This window comes from Escherichia sp. E4385, from assembly GCF_963883145.1.
Taxonomy (GTDB): domain Bacteria; phylum Pseudomonadota; class Gammaproteobacteria; order Enterobacterales; family Enterobacteriaceae; genus Escherichia.
The window spans coordinates 1-18,600 of record NZ_CAWOOJ010000011.1 but is presented as its reverse complement, the minus strand read 5'-3'; the positions used below and the strand labels follow the sequence as shown (position 1 = coordinate 18,600).

Below are 18,600 nucleotides of genomic sequence, written 5' to 3'. Positions count from 1 at the left end.
GAGTAGCCGATTTCCAGACTCCGGAAATGTACGTGTCAACATACTCGTTGCAAAACGTGGCACGTACGGACTGAACATTTTCAGTCAGGCGAGACCATATGCACATCAATCGCTATGCCTGCATGAGCGCCTCTTGTCGTTCATGTGTGCATGTTTGCGGGGGGCGAAGATGTGTTTTATGGATACCCCGGTCAGGACGTTGTCATGAATATCACTGCTACTGTTCTTCTTGCGTTTGGTATGTCGATGGATGCATTTGCTGCATCAATCGGTAAAGGTGCCACCCTCCATAAACCGAAATTTTCTGAAGCGTTGCGAACCGGCCTTATTTTTGGTGCCGTCGAAACCCTGACGCCGCTGATCGGCTGGGGTATGGGCATGTTAGCCAGCCGCTTTGTCCTCGAATGGAACCACTGGATTGCGTTTGTGCTGCTGATATTCCTCGGCGGGCGAATGATTATTGAGGGTTTTCGTGGCGCAGATGATGAAGATGAAGAACCGCGCCGTCGACACGGTTTCTGGCTACTGGTAACCACCGCGATTGCCACCAGCCTGGATGCCATGGCTGTTGGTGTAGGTCTTGCCTTCCTGCAGGTCAACATTATCGCGACCGCATTGGCCATTGGTTGTGCAACCTTGATTATGTCGACATTAGGGATGATGGTTGGTCGCTTTATCGGCTCAATTATTGGGAAAAAAGCGGAAATTCTCGGCGGGCTGGTACTGATCGGCATCGGCGTCCAGATCCTCTGGACGCACTACCACGGTTAATTTGTTCGCTGCCAGAGGTGAATATTAAAGTCCGTCTGGCAGTCGAATACTTCTTTTGCCGCCAACGTTTGCCAGACATCAGGCTTCGCACGCCAGGCAAACGGCGTCATCTGCAACAATGCAACAGCTTCATCGCCGCGAAGACGCATCGGATACCGCAGTTCATCGCTCTGCTGTAATGCAAAACCTTCCAGTTGTTCAGTATGGGGGGCATGCAGAAGTACTTCGTCGTAAATCAGCCCTTTCAACTCCATTAAATGTCGTGGCCCTGGAGTAACTGTAATTACCCACCCTCCCGGTTTGACGACACGCGCTAACTCTTCTGCTTTGCATGGCGCGTAGATGCGAATAATGGCATCCATACTGGCATCGGCAAAAGGCAGACGATGGCTGGAAGCGACACAAAAGGTAACCTGCTTATAGCGTTTCGCCGCAGCTTTAATTGCGACCTTAGAGACATCAAGACCAAAGGTTGTCACTACTGGCAAGGCATCGGCAAAAGCATGAGTGTAATACCCTTCCCCACAGCCAATATCCAGTACCGCTGTTGCGTGCTCATTAAGACATCCACGCAATTGAGCGACTATCGCATCACGAAGCGGCTGGTAATGACCGGCATCTAAAAACGCACGTCGCGCCTGCATCATTTCCGCGCTGTCTCCCGGATCGCGGGATCGTTTATATTGAACGGGTAGCAGATTGACATATCCCTCTTTCGCCATATCAAATTGATGCCGCTGCGGACAGATATAGCTATTTTTTTCAAGAGATAGAAGCTGGTGGCAAAGTGGACAGGAAAACGACATGAAAACTCCGGCGGGATACTAAATGCCGCAAGTGTAGCGCGAATCGCGCTGCGGGCAAATATTCGAAGGTCGTAAGCGAGCATTAAACAAAGTAAAAAGCCTCGCTTTTTCGACGAGGCTTTATAGCGAGATTGAAGTGCGTTAACACTTCAGATCAGTGAATTCGATCAGATAGCGGTTACGTTAACAGCTGCCGGACCTTTCTGGCCGTCCTGAATTTCGAACTCAACGTTCTGGCCTTCGGCCAGAGTTTTGAAGCCATTACCCTGGATAGCGGAGAAGTGTACGAACACATCTTTGCTGCCATCAGCCGGAGTAATGAAGCCAAAACCTTTAGACTCGTTGAACCACTTAACCTGACCTTTAATCTTTGCCATTTGAAAAATTCCTTAGATTGTTTTCTTCGCCCGCAGGCATTACAGAGATAAAACTGACACATTACTGCTTGAGGCACTAATATAAGGTTCGGCAGAGAAGCGGTATTCAACGACAACGTGTTTACTCAGGACTTCTTTACTGAAAATGCCACACATAAACAGAACTGTACCTCGTTTAACCCAAAGCTGTTATCACATACAACGTTAATTATGGCAAGCCATTTTTAAACATGTCTCGATCAGCTGCACAAATCTCGATGCGCCTTCCACTTTTTTTGCACATTTATGCAACGAACTGCGTGTCGATATATCGAGACACTTAAGCATACCAGTACAAACAGATGCCTGAACTGATGTGGTTTCTAACATAGTTCAATAAGTTCTAATCTTCCAGTTCAGAAATACAATTTAATTCCACAATGTGTGTGATATCACCTTTTATACTATGTAATGATAAAGTGTTATATAACTTTATCTCATAAAACAGTCAGTTAACAACATACATAGATGCAATGCCGATGCCATATTCAAAGCATATTAATAATGTAAAATAAGAAAAAATGATGAATGATAAAAAATGAGAAGAGAAACGTTTCGCTTATAAACAATACTGTAATTAATCAATATTCCGATGCAAACATCCCAATCAGCAAGTACAAAAAATAACTTTTTCTGATATCAAAATAAATGAATAAATAACAGAGAAAATAATCAAAATCCAATAAAGGATTAATTTTAATCAATTGCATCATTATAGTGCATGTAAGAATGATGAGATGAGTAACCCATCAACACAGGGTTACTCAAATTGCAGGAAGGATTACCGTTCTGCTACCAGACGAATAATATCTTCATCTTCACCCGTTTTTTGGTTCTCAGTAACCTTTTCATCGGCTTTTTCAGGTGCGTTAGCTTCGCACAAGCGGCGTAACAGTACATTCTGCCGTTTTTGCTGATCCAGTAATGCCTCAAGCAGTTCAATCTGTTCGTTAGTCCGGGAACTGGCACGGTTGATGAAAAACCACAAGATGAGCCCAATAATAAGAACTACTACCGATACGACCAAAGACGCAATGTTCATCACGCCTGAATTTACAACTTCGTTCATTTAACCACCTCTAAGTAGAGGCGCCATTTTACCACTGCTACGCAGGAAGGAAATCTACTGATGAAAAAATGATATCACCATGGGATGAACTGATTGATGGCACAAATTCCGCTGAAAAATTGCACATCCTGATCGCACATTATGTTGAATACCTGCATCCATAGCAGCAAGAAAGCCAGCACAGCGGCAACCAGAACGACCCATCGAAACTTTTTCACTCCAATCTCCGTTTAACCTATCTTCTGCCTTTAAACTATCATGCGTTAGTTAAACAACGTCTAACCATGTCGATATTCGTGCTTTTTCGGAATGATACGCTTACTTCAGTCCATATTGCCGCTACGATTAAGCAAACAAAAAGAGAAGAGGTCGTAATGCGATTCATCATTCGCACAATTATCTTGATAGCACTGGTATGGACAGGATTATTACTCAGCGGATATGGCGTTCTGATTGGAAGCAAGGAAAATGCTGCCGGGTTAGGGCTGCAATGCACATATCTCACCGCCCGAAGCACAAGCACGGTGCAATATCTGCATACTAAAAGTGGATTTTTGGGGATTACAGATTGCCCGCTGCTACGTAAAAGCAATATCGTCGTCGATAATGATTGATAGATAACGGTACAAATATCCACATCAAAACTAATGGATATAAAGTACTTTCATCTTCTGCTCGAACGATATCACTATTAACATTATTTAATCCACGCTAAATGAAGAACCTGTCTGAATTTTATGCAGACAGGTTCTTATTTTAATCAGAATGGATAGTCGTGATACCCCATTTGTGCGGATATTTTGCGCGCTGCCGTATGCAACATAGCCACATACTCCTGCAAACGTTCTTCAGAAAAACGCAGCGTCGGGAAGGAAATACTCAAGCCGGCAATCACCACGCCAAAGCGGTCAAACACCGGAACGGCGATGCAGCGCAGCCCTTCTTCCTGCTCTTCGTTATCTTCGCCGTATCCCTGCTCACGGACCTGATCTAACACGGGTAATAACGCCTCTGTGCTAGTGATGGTCCGATCGGTGCTGCGTTTATATTCAACGCCCTCAAGAATTTGCTTCACTTCATCGCGATCGCGCCATGCAAGCAGCACCTTACCAATCGCAGTGCTGTACAGCGGATTACGACGGCCAATCCGTGAATACATGCGCAAATTGTACATAGAGTCAATTTTGTGGATGTAAACGATACTGTCTTCATCCAGTGCGCCAAGATGAATGGTTTCTTTGGTCAAACGGGAGATCTCACGCATCTGGATATCAGCACTGCGAATAAGATCGACGTTTTGTAGCGCACGAGCGCCCAGCTCAAATAATTTCAGGGTCAGAGAGTATTTCTCCGACTCCCCTTCCTGCGCGACATAGCCCAAGGTTTTCATGGTCTGTAAAAAGCGATAAACGGTGCTTTTTGACATCATGACGCGCTGTGACAGCTCGGTTATCCCTATTTCGCGCTCTTCGCCCAGCGCCTGCAAAATGCCAAAAACCTTCAGTACGGAAGATACAGAATCAGGTTGTTTATCCAGATCTGCGTTAGCCATTTATCACCTCATTGCGAGTGTTTTATAAAAATTAGAACTGTTTTTTATTATAATTTCGCGCCAGGGTGGTCGCAATCCATCTTTTGCCGGTTAGTTACAATTCTGCGACATTCACCGTGAATATCAGTGCTAAAATCATACCCCTGTTGATTATTACCAAAAGATATAAAATTCCTATGCCAAAAGTTCAGGCCGATGGCCTGCCGTTGCCTCAGCGGTACGGCGCAATTTTAACCATTATTATTGGTATTTCGATGGCGGTTCTCGACGGCGCTATCGCTAATGTCGCCTTGCCAACCATTGCAACCGATCTCCAGGCCACACCAGCCAGTTCCATCTGGGTGGTGAATGCCTACCAAATCGCGATTGTTATCTCCTTACTCTCGTTCTCTTTTTTGGGCGATATGTTTGGCTATCGACGAATTTATAAATTCGGTCTGGTGGTTTTTCTGCTCTCATCGTTGTTCTGCGCTCTTTCTGATTCACTGCAAATGCTAACCCTGGCGCGTGTAATACAAGGTTTTGGCGGCGCGGCGTTAATGAGCGTCAATACTGCACTCATCCGCTTAATCTACCCACAACGTTTTCTGGGGCGAGGGATGGGAATTAACTCTTTTATCGTCGCCGTCTCCTCCGCTGCCGGGCCGACGATCGCCGCCGCAATCCTTTCAATTGCGTCCTGGAAGTGGTTATTTTTAATTAATGTACCGTTGGGTATTATCGCCCTACTCCTGGCAATGCGTTTTCTGCCGCCAAATGGTTCTCGTGCCAGTAAGCCGCGGTTTGACCTGCCCAGCGCCGTGATGAATGCGCTGACATTTGGCCTGCTTATTACCGCATTGAGTGGTTTTGCTCAGGGGCAATCACTGACGCTGATCGGTGCTGAACTGGCGGTAATGATTATTGTTGGTATTTTCTTTATTCGCCGCCAGCTTTCCCTTCCTGTTCCACTGCTACCGGTGGATTTACTGCGTATTCCGCTGTTTACACTATCAATTTGTACCTCCATTTGTTCTTTCTGCGCGCAAATGCTGGCGATGGTTTCCCTGCCTTTTTATTTGCAAACCGTACTTGGACGTAGTGAAGTTGAGACAGGTTTGCTCCTGACCCCGTGGCCGTTGGCAACGATGGTAATGGCTCCGCTGGCAGGTTATTTGATAGAGCGCGTCCATGCAGGATTGCTTGGTGCTTTAGGGCTGTTCATCATGGCCGCGGGACTTTTTTCTCTGGTCCTGTTGCCAGCTTCGCCTGCCGATATCAATATCATCTGGCCGATGATCTTATGCGGTGCAGGCTTTGGGTTATTCCAGTCCCCCAATAATCACACCATTATTACCTCCGCCCCGCGTGAGCGTAGCGGTGGTGCCAGTGGAATGTTGGGTACAGCGCGTCTGCTTGGTCAGAGTAGCGGTGCAGCTCTGGTGGCGCTGATGTTGAATCAGTTTGGTGATAATGGTACGCACGTCTCGCTGACGGCTGCGGCTATTCTGGCAGTGATCGCCGCCTGTGTCAGTGGTTTACGCATTACCCAACCGCGCGCACAAGGCTAAAAAAAAGCGCGTCAACCAGGACGCGCTTTTTTATAATTTACTGCAAATTACTTCAGGTATTCACCGGTACGCAGGGCTTCAATACGTTTATCCAGTGGCGGGTGAGTCATGAACAGCTCACTCAGCGATTTGGACTTACCATTGATACAAAATGCCATCATGCTGGTTGCTTCCTGCGGCTCATAGCTGGTTTTCAGACGCTGCAGCGCAGCAATCATTTTCTCACGACCAACCAGTTTGGCTGAACCTGCATCGGCATGGAATTCACGGTGACGCGAGAACCACATGGTGATAATGCTCGCCAGAATACCAAATACCAGCTCCAGCACCGTCGCAACCGCAAAGTAGATCAGCGGGTTGCCGTTGCTCTCTTCACCTTCATCACGGTTACCGCCCATAAAGCCCGCGGCAAGCTGCGCCAGAATACGTGAAATAAAGATAACGAAGGTGTTTACCACGCCCTGAATCAGCGTCATGGTAACCATGTCACCATTCGCAATGTGGCTAATTTCGTGGGCAATTACCGCCTCGGCTTCATCCGGGCTCATGTTCTGCAGCAAACCGGTGCTGACAGCAACCAGAGAGGCATCACGACGAGCACCTGTCGCAAAGGCGTTGATATCCGGCGCATGGTAGATAGCTACTTGCGGCATAGCAATCCCCGCCTGACGGGCCTGGGTTGCTACAGTATTGACCAGCCAACGTTCCCTTTCGTTACGCGGTTGCTCGATCACTTCCCCGCCAACAGATCGTAATGCCATCCATTTGGACATCAGAAGCGAAACGAAGGAACCACCAAAACCGAACAGCAAGGCCATAATCATCAGCCCCTGAACGCTGCTCGACTGTATCCCTGTCAGGCTCAGTACCAGCCCGAAAACGACCATAACGGCCAGGTTCGTTAGCAGGAAGAGCGCGATTCGCATCATAATTTTCTTTTTACCTCAGTTTAACAAAACGCAATATGCGATACCCACATCGTATGGGTTACGCGACTATTTTCAAGTCTGGATAGAGCGTAAGTCACCAGAAAGACACAACTTTACATTTTGTAGCATCTGATTTACGGCATCTTGCCACTGTTAAAAAATCAGGCACAATTTCTTGTGCCTGATTGATGTTACTTGACGGGAGCGGGCTGTTCCGCTGGTCTGGATTTTTCCAGCTTCGCCAGATCGAGTGCGATATTCACTGTCTCGTCCAGATACGGATCTGGCTCCTTGTAATCTTTTGGCAAATCATCCAGTTTCTTCAACTCCGGTTTGCCTTCGCGTTTAAAGCGATCGTTCAAGCGCGCCAGACGCATCGCATCATCTTCATTGTTCTCTTTCTCACGTACAGCGTAATTCAGAGAAACAATATTGCGTTTGTCCTTCATGGCATTGAAACGAGCAATATCCTTCATGATGTTCTGGAATTCAGGATCTTTCGCGATACGCGCATTATGTTCCTTCAGCAATTCCGGCTCAAACGCCGATAAATCGCCAGATTTCACATAAGTTGCGGCATCAATGCTATCCCACGGCAGCGCGTTATCTTCGAATTTCTCTCCCGTTTCCGTCTCTTCATTGCCTGTCGGCATGATGATATCCGGCGTCACGCCCTTACGTTGGGTACTACCACCGTTAACGCGATAGAATTTCTGGATTGTATACTGCACTGACCCCAGCGCCGGCCATTCAGGACGTAACATCTGATCGTAGATACGATTCAGAGAACGATACTGCTGGACAGTGCCTTTGCCGAATGTTGGTTCGCCCACAACCAGAGCGCGACCGTAATCCTGCATCGCGGCGGCAAAGATTTCTGAAGCCGAAGCACTGAATCGGTCAACCAATACCACCAGCGGGCCTTTATAGAACACCTGGCCGTCGGTATCACTGTCCTCGCGGACTTTACCATTGTTATCACGGACCTGAACAATCGGACCGGAAGGAATGAACAAACCAGAGAGCGATACTGCCTCGGTCAGCGCCCCGCCGCCATTGCTACGCAGGTCGATGACGACGCTGCTGACATTCTGTTTTTCCAGCTTCTGCAACTGAACTTTGACATCGTCTGTCAAGCCAACATAGAAGCCTGGAATATCCAGTACGCCCACTTTTTCTTTGCCGACGGTCTTCACGGACATTTTAACTGCGCGGTCTTCCAGACGAATGCGTTCACGCGTCAGTGTTACCGTACGGGTTTTAGTCCCTTTACCGGCAGGTAAAATTTCTAAACGAACTTTACTGCCTTTCGGCCCTTTGATTAAGGCAACGACATCATCAAGACGCCAGCCAATCACGTCAACCATCGGCTTGCCGTTTTGACCAACACCGACAATTTTGTCACCAACGCTGATAGCTTTACTCTTCGCTGCCGGACCACCTGCCACCATCGAATTGATAACGGTGTAGTCATCATCCATTTGCAGCACCGCTCCAATACCTTCCAACGACAAGCTCATTTCAGTATTGAACTGTTCGGTATTACGCGGGGAAAGGTAGTTGGTATGCGGATCAATTTCGCGCGCAAACGCCGTCATTGCCAGCGAGAACACATCTTCGCTGTTAGTTTGCGCCAGACGGCGAATGGCAAATTTGTAGCGCCGAGTCAGGGTTTCACGAATTTCTTTATCCGTTTTTCCTGTCAGCTTCAGACTTAACTCGTCGAATTTGACTTTGCTGTCCCACAGCGCGTTCAACTCGGCCTCGTTTTTCGGCCAGGGCGCTTTGCTGCGGTCCAGGTTATAAGTGTCGTTGCCGGTAAAATCCATCGGTTTTTCCAGTACCGATAAGGCGTACTGGTAACGTTCAAAACGGCGTTTTTGCGCCAGATTGTAAAGATCGTAGAAAACGTCAAGTTTACCGGAGCGCAGTTCATCGCCCAGCTCATTTTTCTTTTTCGCGAACTGTTCAACATCGCTTGCCAGCAGCACATTGTGGCTGTAATCAAGCAGGTTCAGGTAGCGGTCAAAGATTTTGGCCGAGAATGCCTGATCGAGGTCGAACTGGCGATAATGGGAGCGGGTAAAGCGCGACGTTACGCGCTCACTCACCGTCGCATGCTGCGTCTCTTCCTTTAATACCGGAATCTGATCAGCACGCGTAATATCTTCTACTGCGAAGGTCTGGCCTGCTATTGCAAGCAGGCCAGCTAACGCGGTAAGCCTAAAAAACATGTTCATGCCTGGCCCGGCCTCCGTTTCAGAACACCAGGTGTTCTGCGCGCACAATCAAAGACATACCCGAATTCAGCTGGACGCGGACGCCGTCTTTGGTGATTTCTAATACGGTGGCATCCATCGCATTTTGACCAGCTTTCACCTTCAGGGCTTGTCCGACAGTCAGAGCTGAAATGTCAGAAACTGGGGTGTGCTGTTCTTCGCGAGGTGCTTTTACTGTTTTTGGCGCTTTCTCAGCCGGTTTCTGCGCGCGAGGTTTGCGCTCGGCGCCTTCTTTACGGCGTTGCGCGGCAGGACGTGGCTTGCGTTCGCGGCGTGGTGCGTCTTCTTTCTCACCTGCAGCTGCGGCAGCTTCGCGTTTTTTCGCCTGCTGTTCGGCACGCTGCGCCTGGACGCGCGCTTTCGCTTCTTCAAGCTGCTTGCGAGCATGTTCTACATGCTGCTCGTCCAGCTCACCGCATGGGTTGCCGTCGAGATCGACACGCGTCGCGCCTGGTTTAACGCCATACAGATAGCGCCAGCTCGAAGTGTAGAGACGTAAAGCGGATCGCAGTTGCGTTTTGCTAAGGTTCATTTCCCCAGCAACGCGATCGACCAAATCCTGAAAAATACCGATTTTCAGCGGACGCGCTTCACCTTCCGCACTGAAACAGTGGGGAAAACGTTCGGCCAGAAACGCGATTACTTCTTTACTGCTATTCAACTTAGGTTGATTTTCCATGAAATTTCCTGATTACAACGGACGTAGCCAACAAGCGCAGGCATGAACAGGCGTCATTATAATGACGTCATCAGTAAATGCTACGTTATCCGTTGATTATCCTGCGACGCTCGCAAAGAATTTTTTGTAATCCGTCGTTGCAAGCACCTTTTCAAGCTGTGCCACAAGCTGACGTAAGCCTTGCTCGTCCTCGTCTGTAAAGCGACCGAAGACAGTACTGTCGATATCGAGAACGCCAATAATCTGATTTTTCACCACCAACGGCAGAACGATTTCAGAATTACTCTCCGCATCACAGGCGATATGCCCATCAAAGGCGTGAACATCCTCGATTCGCTGTACTTCATTGCGGGCAACTGCAGTCCCACACACGCCACGCCCTACCGGGATCCGTACGCAGGCAATTTTGCCCTGAAACGGCCCGAGTACCAGCGTATCGTCCTCAAGTAAATAAAATCCAGCCCAGTTTACGTCAGTCAGACGCTCGTATAACAAAGCACTGGTATTCGCCAGCGTTGCCAGAAAACTGGTTTCTCCCGCCATCAACGCATTAAAGTCGCGGTTTAAGTCCGCGTAAAATTCTGTTTTGTTCATTATATAATCACTTAGTTGTCTTACCTGGAACTGCCAGCCTATTAAAATAAGCATTAAATGCGTTAATGCTCAAGATCATTCCCATCATGGGTTAAGATAAATGTTAATTCTTATTACATTTGGCATGTCATGGCTCTTAACACCCCACAAATTACGCCGACAAAAAAGATAACAGTGAGCGCAATTGGCGAGGCACTACCGTATGGTGATTATCAGCGTTGCCCGCAATGTGACATGCTGTTTAGCCTGCCCGAGATAAATTCTCACCAGAGTGCCTATTGCCCGCGCTGTCAGGCGAAAATTCGCGATGGGCGTGACTGGTCGCTCACAAGGCTGGCTGCAATGGCTTTTACTATGTTGTTGCTTATGCCGTTTGCCTGGGGCGAACCTCTATTACATATCTGGCTGTTAGGTATCCGTATCGACGCCAATGTAATGCAAGGCATCTGGCAAATGACCAAACAGGGCGATGCGATAACCGGCGCAATGGTGTTTTTCTGCGTTATAGGTGCACCTCTCATACTGGTGACCTCTATTGCTTATTTATGGTTTGGCAATCGGCTGGGAATGAATTTACGCCCGGTGTTGCTGATGCTGGAGCGACTAAAAGAGTGGGTAATGCTGGATATCTATCTGGTCGGCATTGGCGTTGCTTCTATAAAGGTACAGGATTACGCCCATATCCAGGCGGGCGTCGGGCTATTCTCTTTTTTCGCGCTGGTGATTTTAACAACGGTGACGTTGTCACATCTTAATGTTGAACAGCTGTGGGAGCGATTTTATCCGCAGCGCCCTGCCACGCGTAGGGACGAGAAATTACGCGTTTGCCTGGGTTGTCACTTTACCGGCTATCCCGATCCGCGCGGTCGTTGTCCCCGTTGCCATATCCCACTTCGCTTGCGTCGCCATCATAGTATTCAAAAATGCTGGGCTGCTCTTTTGGCTTCAATTGTCTTGTTGTTACCTGCCAACCTGCTGCCTATTTCGATCATCTACCTGAACGGTGGACGACAAGAAGATACGATTCTTTCCGGAATTATGTCGCTGGCGAACAGCAATATTGCAGTTGCCGGCATTGTTTTTATCGCCAGTATCCTGGTGCCGTTCACCAAAGTGATCGTCATGTTTACTTTACTGGTAAGCATTCATTTTAAATGCCAGCAAGGCTTACGCACGCGGATTTTGCTATTGCGGATGGTGACCTGGATTGGCCGCTGGTCGATGCTCGATCTGTTTGTCATTTCGTTAACCATGTCGCTGATTAATCGCGATCAGATCCTCGCTTTTACTATGGGACCCGCTGCGTTTTATTTCGGCGCAGCGGTTATTTTGACTATTCTTGCTGTGGAATGGCTGGACAGCCGCTTACTTTGGGATGCACATGAGTCAGGAAACGCCCGCTTCGACGACTGAAGCGCAAATTAAAACTAAACGCCGTATCTCACCTTTCTGGCTGTTGCCGTTCATCGCGCTAATGATTGCCGGTTGGCTGATTTGGGGTAGTTATCAGGATAGAGGCAATACCGTCACCATCGACTTTATGTCGGCAGACGGTATTGTTCCGGGTCGCACGCCTGTTCGTTATCAGGGCGTTGAAGTCGGCACGGTGCAGGATGTCAGCCTCAGCGACGATCTACGTAAGATTGAAGTCAAGGTCAGCATCAAGTCCGATATGAAAGATGCCCTGCGCGAAGAGACACAGTTCTGGCTGGTGACGCCGAAAGCCTCACTGGCAGGTGTTTCCGGGCTGGATGCGCTGGTCGGCGGTAACTATATCGGCATGATGCCGGGCAAAGGTAAAGAGCAAGATCATTTTGTGGCGCTCGATACCCAGCCAAAGTATCGGCTGGATAATGGTGATCTGATGATCCACCTGCAAGCCCCCGATCTCGGTTCATTGAACAGCGGTTCGCTGGTCTATTTCCGTAAAATTCCGGTGGGACGCGTCTATGACTATGCGATCAATCCCAATAAGCAAGGCGTGGTGATTGATGTCCTGATTGAGCGGCGTTTCACCGATTTGGTGAAAAAAGGCAGCCGCTTCTGGAACGTTTCCGGCGTTGATGCCAATGTCAGTATCAGTGGCGCGAAGGTAAAACTGGAAAGTCTGGCTGCCCTGGTTAACGGTGCGATTGCCTTCGATTCACCAGAAGAGTCGAAACCTGCCGATCCGGAAGATACCTTTGGTCTGTATGAGGATCTCGCCCACAGCCAGCGTGGGGTGATCATAAAGCTGGATCTACCAGGTGGAGCCGGATTAAACGCCGATTCAACGCCGCTCATGTACCAGGGACTGGAAGTCGGGCAACTGACCAAACTGAATTTAAACCCAGGTGGCAAAGTCACCGGAGAAATGACCGTTGATCCCAGCGTCGTCACTCTGCTTCGTGAAAACACCCGCATCGAATTACGTAACCCGAAGTTATCCCTCAGCGACGCCAATCTCAGCGCCCTGCTGACCGGCAAAACGTTCGAACTGGTACCGGGTGATGGCGAACCACGCAAAGAGTTTGTCGTTGTGCCTGGCGAGAAAGCTTTACTGCATGAACCCGATGTTCTGACGCTAACCCTGACAGCACCAGAAAGCTATGGAATTGATGCCGGTCAGCCGCTCATTCTTCACGGCGTACAGGTAGGTCAGGTTATCGACCGTAAACTCACCAGCAAAGGCGTGACATTTACCGTCGCTATCGAACCCCAGCATCGCGAACTGGTAAAAGGCGACAGCAAATTTGTCGTTAATAGTCGTGTCGACGTGAAAGTGGGTCTGGATGGTGTCGAGTTTCTCGGTGCCAGCGCCTCAGAATGGCTCAACGGCGGGATCCGTATTCTGCCAGGCGACAAAGGTGAGATGAAAACCAGTTACCCACTGTACGCCAATCTGGAAAAAGCCCTCGAAAATAGTCTTAGCGATTTACCTACCACGACCGTGAGTTTAAGTGCGGAGACACTGCCGGATGTGCAGGCAGGGTCGGTAGTGCTGTACCGTAAATTTGAGGTCGGTGAAGTGATTACCGTACGTCCACGGGCCAATGCGTTCGATATCGATCTGCACATTAAACCGGAATATCGCAACCTGCTGACCAGCAACAGCGTGTTCTGGGCTGAAGGTGGCGCGAAAGTTCAACTTAACGGCAGCGGCCTGACCGTTCAGGCGTCACCGCTTTCGCGGGCGTTAAAGGGAGCCATCAGCTTCGATAATCTCAGCGGTGCCAGCGCCAGCCAACGTAAAGGCGATAAGCGGATTTTGTATGCTTCCGAAACAGCGGCTCGTGCGGTTGGCGGGCAGATTACGCTCCACGCTTTCGATGCCGGAAAACTGGCGGTCGGTATGCCAATTCGCTATCTCGGTATTGATATCGGGCAAATCCAGACTCTGGATCTGATCACCGCGCGCAATGAAGTACAGGCAAAGGCGGTGCTCTATCCTGAATATGTCCAGACCTTTGCTCGCGGTGGTACACGCTTCTCAGTGGTCACACCGCAAATTTCGGCAGCAGGCGTTGAGCATCTTGATACGATCCTCCAGCCGTATATCAACGTCGAACCAGGTCGGGGTAATCCTCGCCGTGACTTTGAATTGCAAGAAGCAACCATTACTGATTCGCGTTACCTTGATGGCTTAAGCATTATTGTTGAAGCGCCGGAAGCCGGTTCGTTAGGTGTTGGTACGCCTGTGCTGTTCCGTGGTCTGGAAGTAGGTACAGTCACCGGAATGACGCTGGGTACATTGTCAGATCGCGTGATGATTGCGATGCGCATCAGTAAACGTTACCAGCACCTGGTACGTAACAATTCCGTCTTCTGGCTAGCTTCGGGCTACAGTCTGGACTTCGGTCTGACGGGCGGCGTGGTGAAAACCGGTACCTTTAACCAGTTTATCCGTGGGGGTATCGCCTTCGCCACGCCTCCAGGTACACCGCTGGCACCGAAAGCCCAGGAAGGCAAACACTTCCTGTTGCAGGAAAGTGAACCGAAAGAGTGGCGTGAATGGGGAACAGCACTCCCCCGATAAGCCACATTGCTCCGGCGTGCCTGCGCCGGAGCGTTTATGCTAAACTGCGCGCCTGTTTTTTTGCCAGTGGTACATGCTCGTGGCCCAACACACCGTTTATTTCCCGGACGCCTTTCTGACACAAATGCGCGAAGCCATGCCTTCGACGCTCTCTTTTGATGATTTTCTCGCCGCCTGTCAGCGCCCGTTGCGCCGCAGCATTCGCGTAAATACCCTGAAAATCTCCGTTGCTGATTTCCTGCAATTAACCGCCCCTTACGGCTGGACGCTAACGCCGATTCCGTGGTGTGAAGAAGGTTTCTGGATTGAACGCGATGATGAAGAAACCTTGCCGTTGGGCAGTACCGCCGAGCATTTAAGCGGCCTGTTTTATATTCAGGAAGCCAGTTCAATGTTGCCCATTGCCGCATTGTTTGCCGACGATAATACCCCACAGCGGGTGATGGATGTCGCCGCCGCGCCTGGTTCAAAAACCACACAAATTGCCGCTCGCATGAATAACGAAGGGGCGATTCTTGCCAATGAGTTTTCCGCCAGCCGGGTAAAAGTGTTACATGCCAATATCAGTCGCTGCGGTATCCGTAACGTCTCTCTGACTCATTTTGATGGCCGCGTCTTTGGTGCAGCGTTACCAGAAATGTTCGATGCCATTTTACTGGACGCCCCCTGCTCTGGCGAAGGCGTGGTGCGTAAAGATCCCGACGCACTGAAAAACTGGTCACCAGAAAGCAATCAGGAAATTGCTGCCACCCAACGGGAACTGATCGACAGTGCCTTTCATGCATTACGCCCTGGCGGTACGCTGGTTTACTCGACCTGTACCTTAAACAAGGAAGAAAACGAAGCCGTTTGCTTGTGGCTGAAAGAGACTTACCCCGATGCAGTAGAGTTTTTACCGCTGGGCGATCTCTTCCCTGGTGCGGACAAGGCACTCACCGAAGAAGGCTTTTTGCACGTTTTTCCGCAAATTTACGACTGCGAAGGCTTCTTCGTTGCCCGGTTACGCAAAACACAGTCGATTCCCGCCTTACCCGCACCGAAATACAAAGTGGGTAATTTCCCGTTTAGCCCAATCAAAGATCGCGAAGCCGCACAAATTCGCCAGGCGGCGACTGCCGTTGGCTTACAGTGGGATGAAAATCTGCGCCTCTGGCAGCGCGATAAAGAACTCTGGCTGTTCCCGGCGGGTATTGAAGCCCTGATCGGTAAAGTCCGATTTTCCCGTCTGGGAATTAAGCTTGCTGAAACGCATAACAAAGGTTATCGCTGGCAGCATGAAGCGGTTATTGCCCTGGCCTCCCCCAACCATACGAACGCTTTCGAACTGACGCCTCAGGAAGCGGAAGAGTGGTATCGCGGGCGCGATGTTTACCCGCAAACCGTGCCAACTACGGATGATGTGCTGGTAACCTTCCAGCATCAGCCAATAGGTTTAGCCAAACGTATTGGCTCGCGACTGAAAAACAGTTACCCGCGTGAACTGGTGCGCGATGGGAAACTTTTTACCGGTAACGCCTGATAGCGCACAAAAAAAGCGCACTTTTTGACTGGCACATTCGCCTGCCTCAACTACGCTGAAAAATGGTGCGATCGGACTGGTCGTACCACAACCGGCAGATAAATGGAGAGCACGAAGATGAAAACCAGTGTGCGCATAGGCGCTTTTGAAATCGATGACGGCGAGTTACACGGCGAATCGCCAGGTGATCGAACATTAACTATTCCTTGTAAATCTGACCCCGATTTGTGTATGCAACTTGATGCCTGGGACGCCGAAACCAGCATTCCAGCTCTACTAAACGGCGAACACTCTGTCCTGTACCGTACCCGCTACGATCAAAAGTCTGATGCCTGGATTATGCGTCTTGCCTGATCCAAAAAGAACCCGTCGGCATGACGGGTTATTTATTCTGGTTATTTCCCCGAAGTAAAATCCTCTCCTAAACTTAACGGTACGGCACCACACTTCGAGGATGAAATGTTCGCGCTGGTACTTTTTGTTTGCTATCTGGACGCTGGCTGTGAAGATATTGTTGTTGATGTTTACAACACGGAACAGCAGTGCGTCTACTCAATGGACGATCAACGGATCCGCCACGGCGGCTGCTTTCCTGTTGAGGATTTTATTGATGGGTTCTGGCGGCCCGCGCAGGAGTACAGTGACTTTTAATTACTGGAGTTGTTCCACGGTGAGTGTCCCTCCGAAGACGGCGCCAGTGTCTATATAATGCAAGTTTCCAATATCTACTCGATGAGGTAACGGCGTATGACCAAACCAGAAATGGTCAGCACCGGTAATTCCCTGCCCTTTTTGGCCTTCACGTAATCGCGAACGACTCCACAATACCTGGTGCAAATCGACGTCCTTTTGCCATTGATAAACGTCGTCAGGATAATCAGCATGGGCAATAACGTGTTTGCCAGTGCGACTGTTTAATTCAAGAATAAAAGGCAAATGCTGGCATTTGCTGAGCGCCCTTTCTGCTTGCTTCTGTTGCTTATCTGCCAGCGCAGCAAACCAGTCGCCACCGTTCATATACCATAAAGACATCTGCTGCGCGGCCAGTGCATCTATCGCCATCTGCTCATGATTGCCTCTTACCGCTCTGACCCAGCGTTGCTCCAGTAGTTGAAGACAACGTAAACTCTCCGGACCACGATCAATAACATCACCTACCGAGATCAATAAGTCTTGCCACGGGTCAAAACGGCAATGCCATAATTTGATACGCAGTAGCCCAAGGCAGCCATGAATATCCCCCACCAACCAGATATGTCGCCAATGGCTGCCATCAATTTTCTGATAGGTGCGGCCTGCCTCTTTCATCAATTTTTTACTCCCGCGCAGAAGGTCACATTATTTTAACATAAATGTTAAAAAAGGCTGGACTGAAGCAGTAGAGTGTGTGTTATGGTTGATTGTGAAGTCAGCACAGGGAAAACAGTGATGTATTCATCCGCTGGCTTAATAGATAAAAAGAGACCGAATACGATTCCTGTTTTCGTTGGCGAGATAAAAAACACATAAAAATCAATATATTAATCGAATCTGCGCATATTTTTTACCCCCAAACACATGCCATTACATACCAATACATTCAATTAGTTACCATTTTTTTCGAGAGTTTTAGAGAAAATTTCGGGAATATTTCAGGTCAATCCATGCATACACGAGCAATTCCTGTATTGAATAATTCCGTAGCAATTATGTAAAATCATCTCCGGCTGATTTTCATTCAAACTCGCGCTATCGAACGTCCATCAGCCAGCCGTTGCACGTTCTTGCATACGACGTGCTACGGTTTCATTTATCTCCGACCGGAAACTTCTTATACAAAGTCGATACGCCAACATCATAAATGATCGCCACCTTCTGGCGAGGAACTCCTGATGCAATTAATCGCCCGGCCTGCGCCCATTGTTCTGGTGTAAGTTTGGGACGACGTCCACCAATTCGTCCCTGTGCGCGAGCAGCTTCCAGTCCAGCTTTTGTTCGTTCAACAATCAGTTCTCGTTCCATTTCAGCCAGGGCACCCATCACATGAAAGAAAAAACGCCCCATCGGTGTGCTGGTATCAATAGCATCCGTCAGGCTGCGAAAATTAACGCCACGTTCGCGCAACTCCTCAACCAGAATGACCAGATGCCGCATACTACGCCCCAGCCGATCCAGCTTCCAGACAACCAAAGTGTCACCTGCCGATAATGTCCTGAGCAGTTTTTTCAGTCCCGGTCTTTCGGACTTTGTACCGCTTATCTTGTCTTCAAAAATCAGCTCGCATCCTGCACAGTTCAGCGCATTACGTTGTAGATCTGTGTTCTGGTCATTTGTTGACACACGTACATAGCCAATAAGCATGGTAGATCTCCCTGACAAAAGCAGGAATGATGCCATTTGCTCGTTATTTCTGCATTTTCATAAACGTTGGTTTGGGAGAAG

The 18,600-nt window shown here is 49.0% G+C and carries 20 protein-coding genes; 8 read left to right on the top strand and 12 right to left on the bottom strand.

Annotated features, from left to right (window positions below; all coding sequences use genetic code 11):
• The first annotated feature begins 204 nt into the window (after positions 1–204).
• Positions 205–771 carry a manganese efflux pump MntP gene (gene mntP, locus AACS80_RS09950; protein ID WP_001353153.1) on the top strand — a complete coding sequence of 189 codons (567 nt, stop codon included), beginning with the start codon at positions 205–207 and terminating at the stop codon, positions 769–771.
• On the opposite strand, the gene rlmA is transcribed toward mntP, so the two are convergent.
• The 5 genes from rlmA to mgrB form a co-directional block, all read right to left on the bottom strand.
• Positions 768–1,577, bottom strand: coding sequence for a 23S rRNA (guanine(745)-N(1))-methyltransferase (rlmA, locus tag AACS80_RS09945; protein WP_135410039.1), 810 nt, complete (start codon positions 1,575–1,577; stop codon positions 768–770). The two genes, mntP and rlmA, sit on opposite strands and share 4 nt — an antisense overlap.
• A gap of 167 nt (positions 1,578–1,744) precedes the next feature.
• Complete coding sequence (cspE, locus tag AACS80_RS09940) at positions 1,745–1,954, bottom strand: transcription antiterminator/RNA stability regulator CspE (protein WP_001062678.1); 210 nt, start codon at positions 1,952–1,954, stop codon at positions 1,745–1,747.
• A 39-nt stretch (positions 1,955–1,993) separates the two neighbouring features.
• Entirely contained in the window at positions 1,994–2,110 is a 117-nt protein-coding gene (locus AACS80_RS09935) for a DUF2627 domain-containing protein (protein ID WP_064529246.1), read from the bottom strand.
• Between the two features lie 664 nt (positions 2,111–2,774).
• Positions 2,775–3,062, bottom strand: coding sequence for a YebO family protein (locus tag AACS80_RS09930; RefSeq protein ID WP_130223513.1), 288 nt, complete (start codon positions 3,060–3,062; stop codon positions 2,775–2,777).
• Positions 3,063–3,136: 74 nt separating this feature from the next.
• Positions 3,137–3,280: a PhoP/PhoQ regulator MgrB gene (gene mgrB, locus AACS80_RS09925; protein ID WP_130208449.1), complete on the bottom strand. Its 144-nt coding sequence runs from the start codon at positions 3,278–3,280 to the stop codon at positions 3,137–3,139.
• A 156-nt stretch (positions 3,281–3,436) separates the two neighbouring features.
• Between mgrB and AACS80_RS09920 the strand changes: the two genes are divergently transcribed.
• The gene (locus AACS80_RS09920; RefSeq protein ID WP_130208729.1) at positions 3,437–3,676 is read left to right on the top strand and encodes a YobH family protein; all 240 of its coding nucleotides are present in this window, start codon (positions 3,437–3,439) and stop codon (positions 3,674–3,676) included.
• 146 nt (positions 3,677–3,822) lie between these two features.
• Here AACS80_RS09920 and kdgR read toward each other — a convergent pair whose 3' ends face one another.
• Positions 3,823–4,614, bottom strand: coding sequence for a DNA-binding transcriptional regulator KdgR (gene kdgR, locus AACS80_RS09915; protein WP_096849880.1), 792 nt, complete (start codon positions 4,612–4,614; stop codon positions 3,823–3,825).
• Positions 4,615–4,790: 176 nt separating this feature from the next.
• On the opposite strand from kdgR, the gene AACS80_RS09910 reads away from it, so the two are divergent.
• On the top strand, positions 4,791–6,164 hold the full coding sequence (locus AACS80_RS09910) for an MFS transporter (protein ID WP_135410040.1): 1,374 nt from the start codon (positions 4,791–4,793) through the stop codon (positions 6,162–6,164).
• Between the two features lie 47 nt (positions 6,165–6,211).
• Here AACS80_RS09910 and htpX read toward each other — a convergent pair whose 3' ends face one another.
• The 4 genes from htpX to msrC form a co-directional block, all read right to left on the bottom strand.
• Positions 6,212–7,093 carry a protease HtpX gene (htpX, locus tag AACS80_RS09905; protein WP_000984517.1) on the bottom strand — a complete coding sequence of 294 codons (882 nt, stop codon included), beginning with the start codon at positions 7,091–7,093 and terminating at the stop codon, positions 6,212–6,214.
• A gap of 191 nt (positions 7,094–7,284) precedes the next feature.
• Positions 7,285–9,333: a carboxy terminal-processing peptidase gene (gene prc / locus AACS80_RS09900; protein ID WP_135410041.1), complete on the bottom strand. Its 2,049-nt coding sequence runs from the start codon at positions 9,331–9,333 to the stop codon at positions 7,285–7,287.
• Positions 9,334–9,352: 19 nt separating this feature from the next.
• A complete protein-coding gene (gene proQ / locus AACS80_RS09895; RefSeq protein ID WP_000431365.1) occupies positions 9,353–10,051 on the bottom strand; it encodes an RNA chaperone ProQ in 699 nt (232 codons plus the stop codon).
• 96 nt (positions 10,052–10,147) lie between these two features.
• The gene (msrC, locus tag AACS80_RS09890) at positions 10,148–10,645 is read right to left on the bottom strand and encodes an L-methionine (R)-S-oxide reductase (protein WP_135410042.1); all 498 of its coding nucleotides are present in this window, start codon (positions 10,643–10,645) and stop codon (positions 10,148–10,150) included.
• Between the two features lie 129 nt (positions 10,646–10,774).
• Here msrC and yebS point away from each other — a divergent pair, with 129 nt between their 5' ends.
• The 5 genes from yebS (at position 10,775) to AACS80_RS09865 (ending at position 16,830) form a co-directional block, all read left to right on the top strand.
• Entirely contained in the window at positions 10,775–12,058 is a 1,284-nt protein-coding gene (gene yebS / locus AACS80_RS09885) for a membrane integrity lipid transport subunit YebS (protein WP_135410043.1), read from the top strand.
• On the top strand, positions 12,027–14,660 hold the full coding sequence (yebT, locus tag AACS80_RS09880) for a lipid-binding membrane homeostasis protein YebT (protein WP_131161133.1): 2,634 nt from the start codon (positions 12,027–12,029) through the stop codon (positions 14,658–14,660). The genes yebS and yebT overlap by 32 nt, the downstream gene beginning before the upstream one ends.
• Positions 14,661–14,739: 79 nt before the next feature.
• Positions 14,740–16,179 (top strand): 16S rRNA (cytosine(1407)-C(5))-methyltransferase RsmF, encoded by a 1,440-nt coding sequence (gene rsmF / locus AACS80_RS09875; RefSeq protein ID WP_135410044.1) that lies wholly within the window; start codon positions 14,740–14,742, stop codon positions 16,177–16,179.
• A 117-nt stretch (positions 16,180–16,296) separates the two neighbouring features.
• Positions 16,297–16,533: a YebV family protein gene (locus AACS80_RS09870; protein ID WP_002431586.1), complete on the top strand. Its 237-nt coding sequence runs from the start codon at positions 16,297–16,299 to the stop codon at positions 16,531–16,533.
• Positions 16,534–16,638: 105 nt separating this feature from the next.
• Complete coding sequence (locus tag AACS80_RS09865) at positions 16,639–16,830, top strand: YebW family protein (protein WP_130208463.1); 192 nt, start codon at positions 16,639–16,641, stop codon at positions 16,828–16,830.
• Here AACS80_RS09865 and pphA read toward each other — a convergent pair whose 3' ends face one another.
• Both pphA and pinE read right to left on the bottom strand, forming a co-directional pair.
• Positions 16,831–17,487 (bottom strand): protein-serine/threonine phosphatase, encoded by a 657-nt coding sequence (gene pphA, locus AACS80_RS09860; protein ID WP_135407048.1) that lies wholly within the window; start codon positions 17,485–17,487, stop codon positions 16,831–16,833.
• 477 nt (positions 17,488–17,964) lie between these two features.
• Positions 17,965–18,519, bottom strand: a complete 555-nt coding sequence (gene pinE, locus AACS80_RS09855) for a site-specific DNA recombinase (protein WP_000904983.1) — start codon at positions 18,517–18,519, stop codon at positions 17,965–17,967.
• Positions 18,520–18,600 lie beyond the last annotated feature (81 nt).

What these genes read in the sequence shown, in the direction of transcription:
- yebT (WP_131161133.1), top strand. Translation starts at nt 12,027, where the DNA reads ATGAGTCAGGAAACGCCCGCTTCGACGACTGAAGCGCAAATTAAAACT.
- AACS80_RS09870 (WP_002431586.1), top strand. Translation starts at nt 16,297, where the DNA reads ATGAAAACCAGTGTGCGCATAGGCGCTTTTGAAATCGATGACGGCGAG.
- rlmA (WP_135410039.1), bottom strand. Translation starts at nt 1,577, where the DNA reads ATGTCGTTTTCCTGTCCACTTTGCCACCAGCTTCTATCTCTTGAAAAA.
- kdgR (WP_096849880.1), bottom strand. Translation starts at nt 4,614, where the DNA reads ATGGCTAACGCAGATCTGGATAAACAACCTGATTCTGTATCTTCCGTA.
- AACS80_RS09935 (WP_064529246.1), bottom strand. Translation starts at nt 2,110, where the DNA reads ATGTGTGGCATTTTCAGTAAAGAAGTCCTGAGTAAACACGTTGTCGTT.
- pinE (WP_000904983.1), bottom strand. Translation starts at nt 18,519, where the DNA reads ATGCTTATTGGCTATGTACGTGTGTCAACAAATGACCAGAACACAGAT.
- proQ (WP_000431365.1), bottom strand. Translation starts at nt 10,051, where the DNA reads ATGGAAAATCAACCTAAGTTGAATAGCAGTAAAGAAGTAATCGCGTTT.
- htpX (WP_000984517.1), bottom strand. Translation starts at nt 7,093, where the DNA reads ATGATGCGAATCGCGCTCTTCCTGCTAACGAACCTGGCCGTTATGGTC.
- mntP (WP_001353153.1), top strand. Translation starts at nt 205, where the DNA reads ATGAATATCACTGCTACTGTTCTTCTTGCGTTTGGTATGTCGATGGAT.
- yebS (WP_135410043.1), top strand. Translation starts at nt 10,775, where the DNA reads ATGGCTCTTAACACCCCACAAATTACGCCGACAAAAAAGATAACAGTG.
- cspE (WP_001062678.1), bottom strand. Translation starts at nt 1,954, where the DNA reads ATGGCAAAGATTAAAGGTCAGGTTAAGTGGTTCAACGAGTCTAAAGGT.
- AACS80_RS09920 (WP_130208729.1), top strand. Translation starts at nt 3,437, where the DNA reads ATGCGATTCATCATTCGCACAATTATCTTGATAGCACTGGTATGGACA.
- prc (WP_135410041.1), bottom strand. Translation starts at nt 9,333, where the DNA reads ATGAACATGTTTTTTAGGCTTACCGCGTTAGCTGGCCTGCTTGCAATA.
- AACS80_RS09930 (WP_130223513.1), bottom strand. Translation starts at nt 3,062, where the DNA reads ATGAACGAAGTTGTAAATTCAGGCGTGATGAACATTGCGTCTTTGGTC.
- AACS80_RS09865 (WP_130208463.1), top strand. Translation starts at nt 16,639, where the DNA reads ATGTTCGCGCTGGTACTTTTTGTTTGCTATCTGGACGCTGGCTGTGAA.
- msrC (WP_135410042.1), bottom strand. Translation starts at nt 10,645, where the DNA reads ATGAACAAAACAGAATTTTACGCGGACTTAAACCGCGACTTTAATGCG.
- AACS80_RS09910 (WP_135410040.1), top strand. Translation starts at nt 4,791, where the DNA reads ATGCCAAAAGTTCAGGCCGATGGCCTGCCGTTGCCTCAGCGGTACGGC.
- pphA (WP_135407048.1), bottom strand. Translation starts at nt 17,487, where the DNA reads ATGAAAGAGGCAGGCCGCACCTATCAGAAAATTGATGGCAGCCATTGG.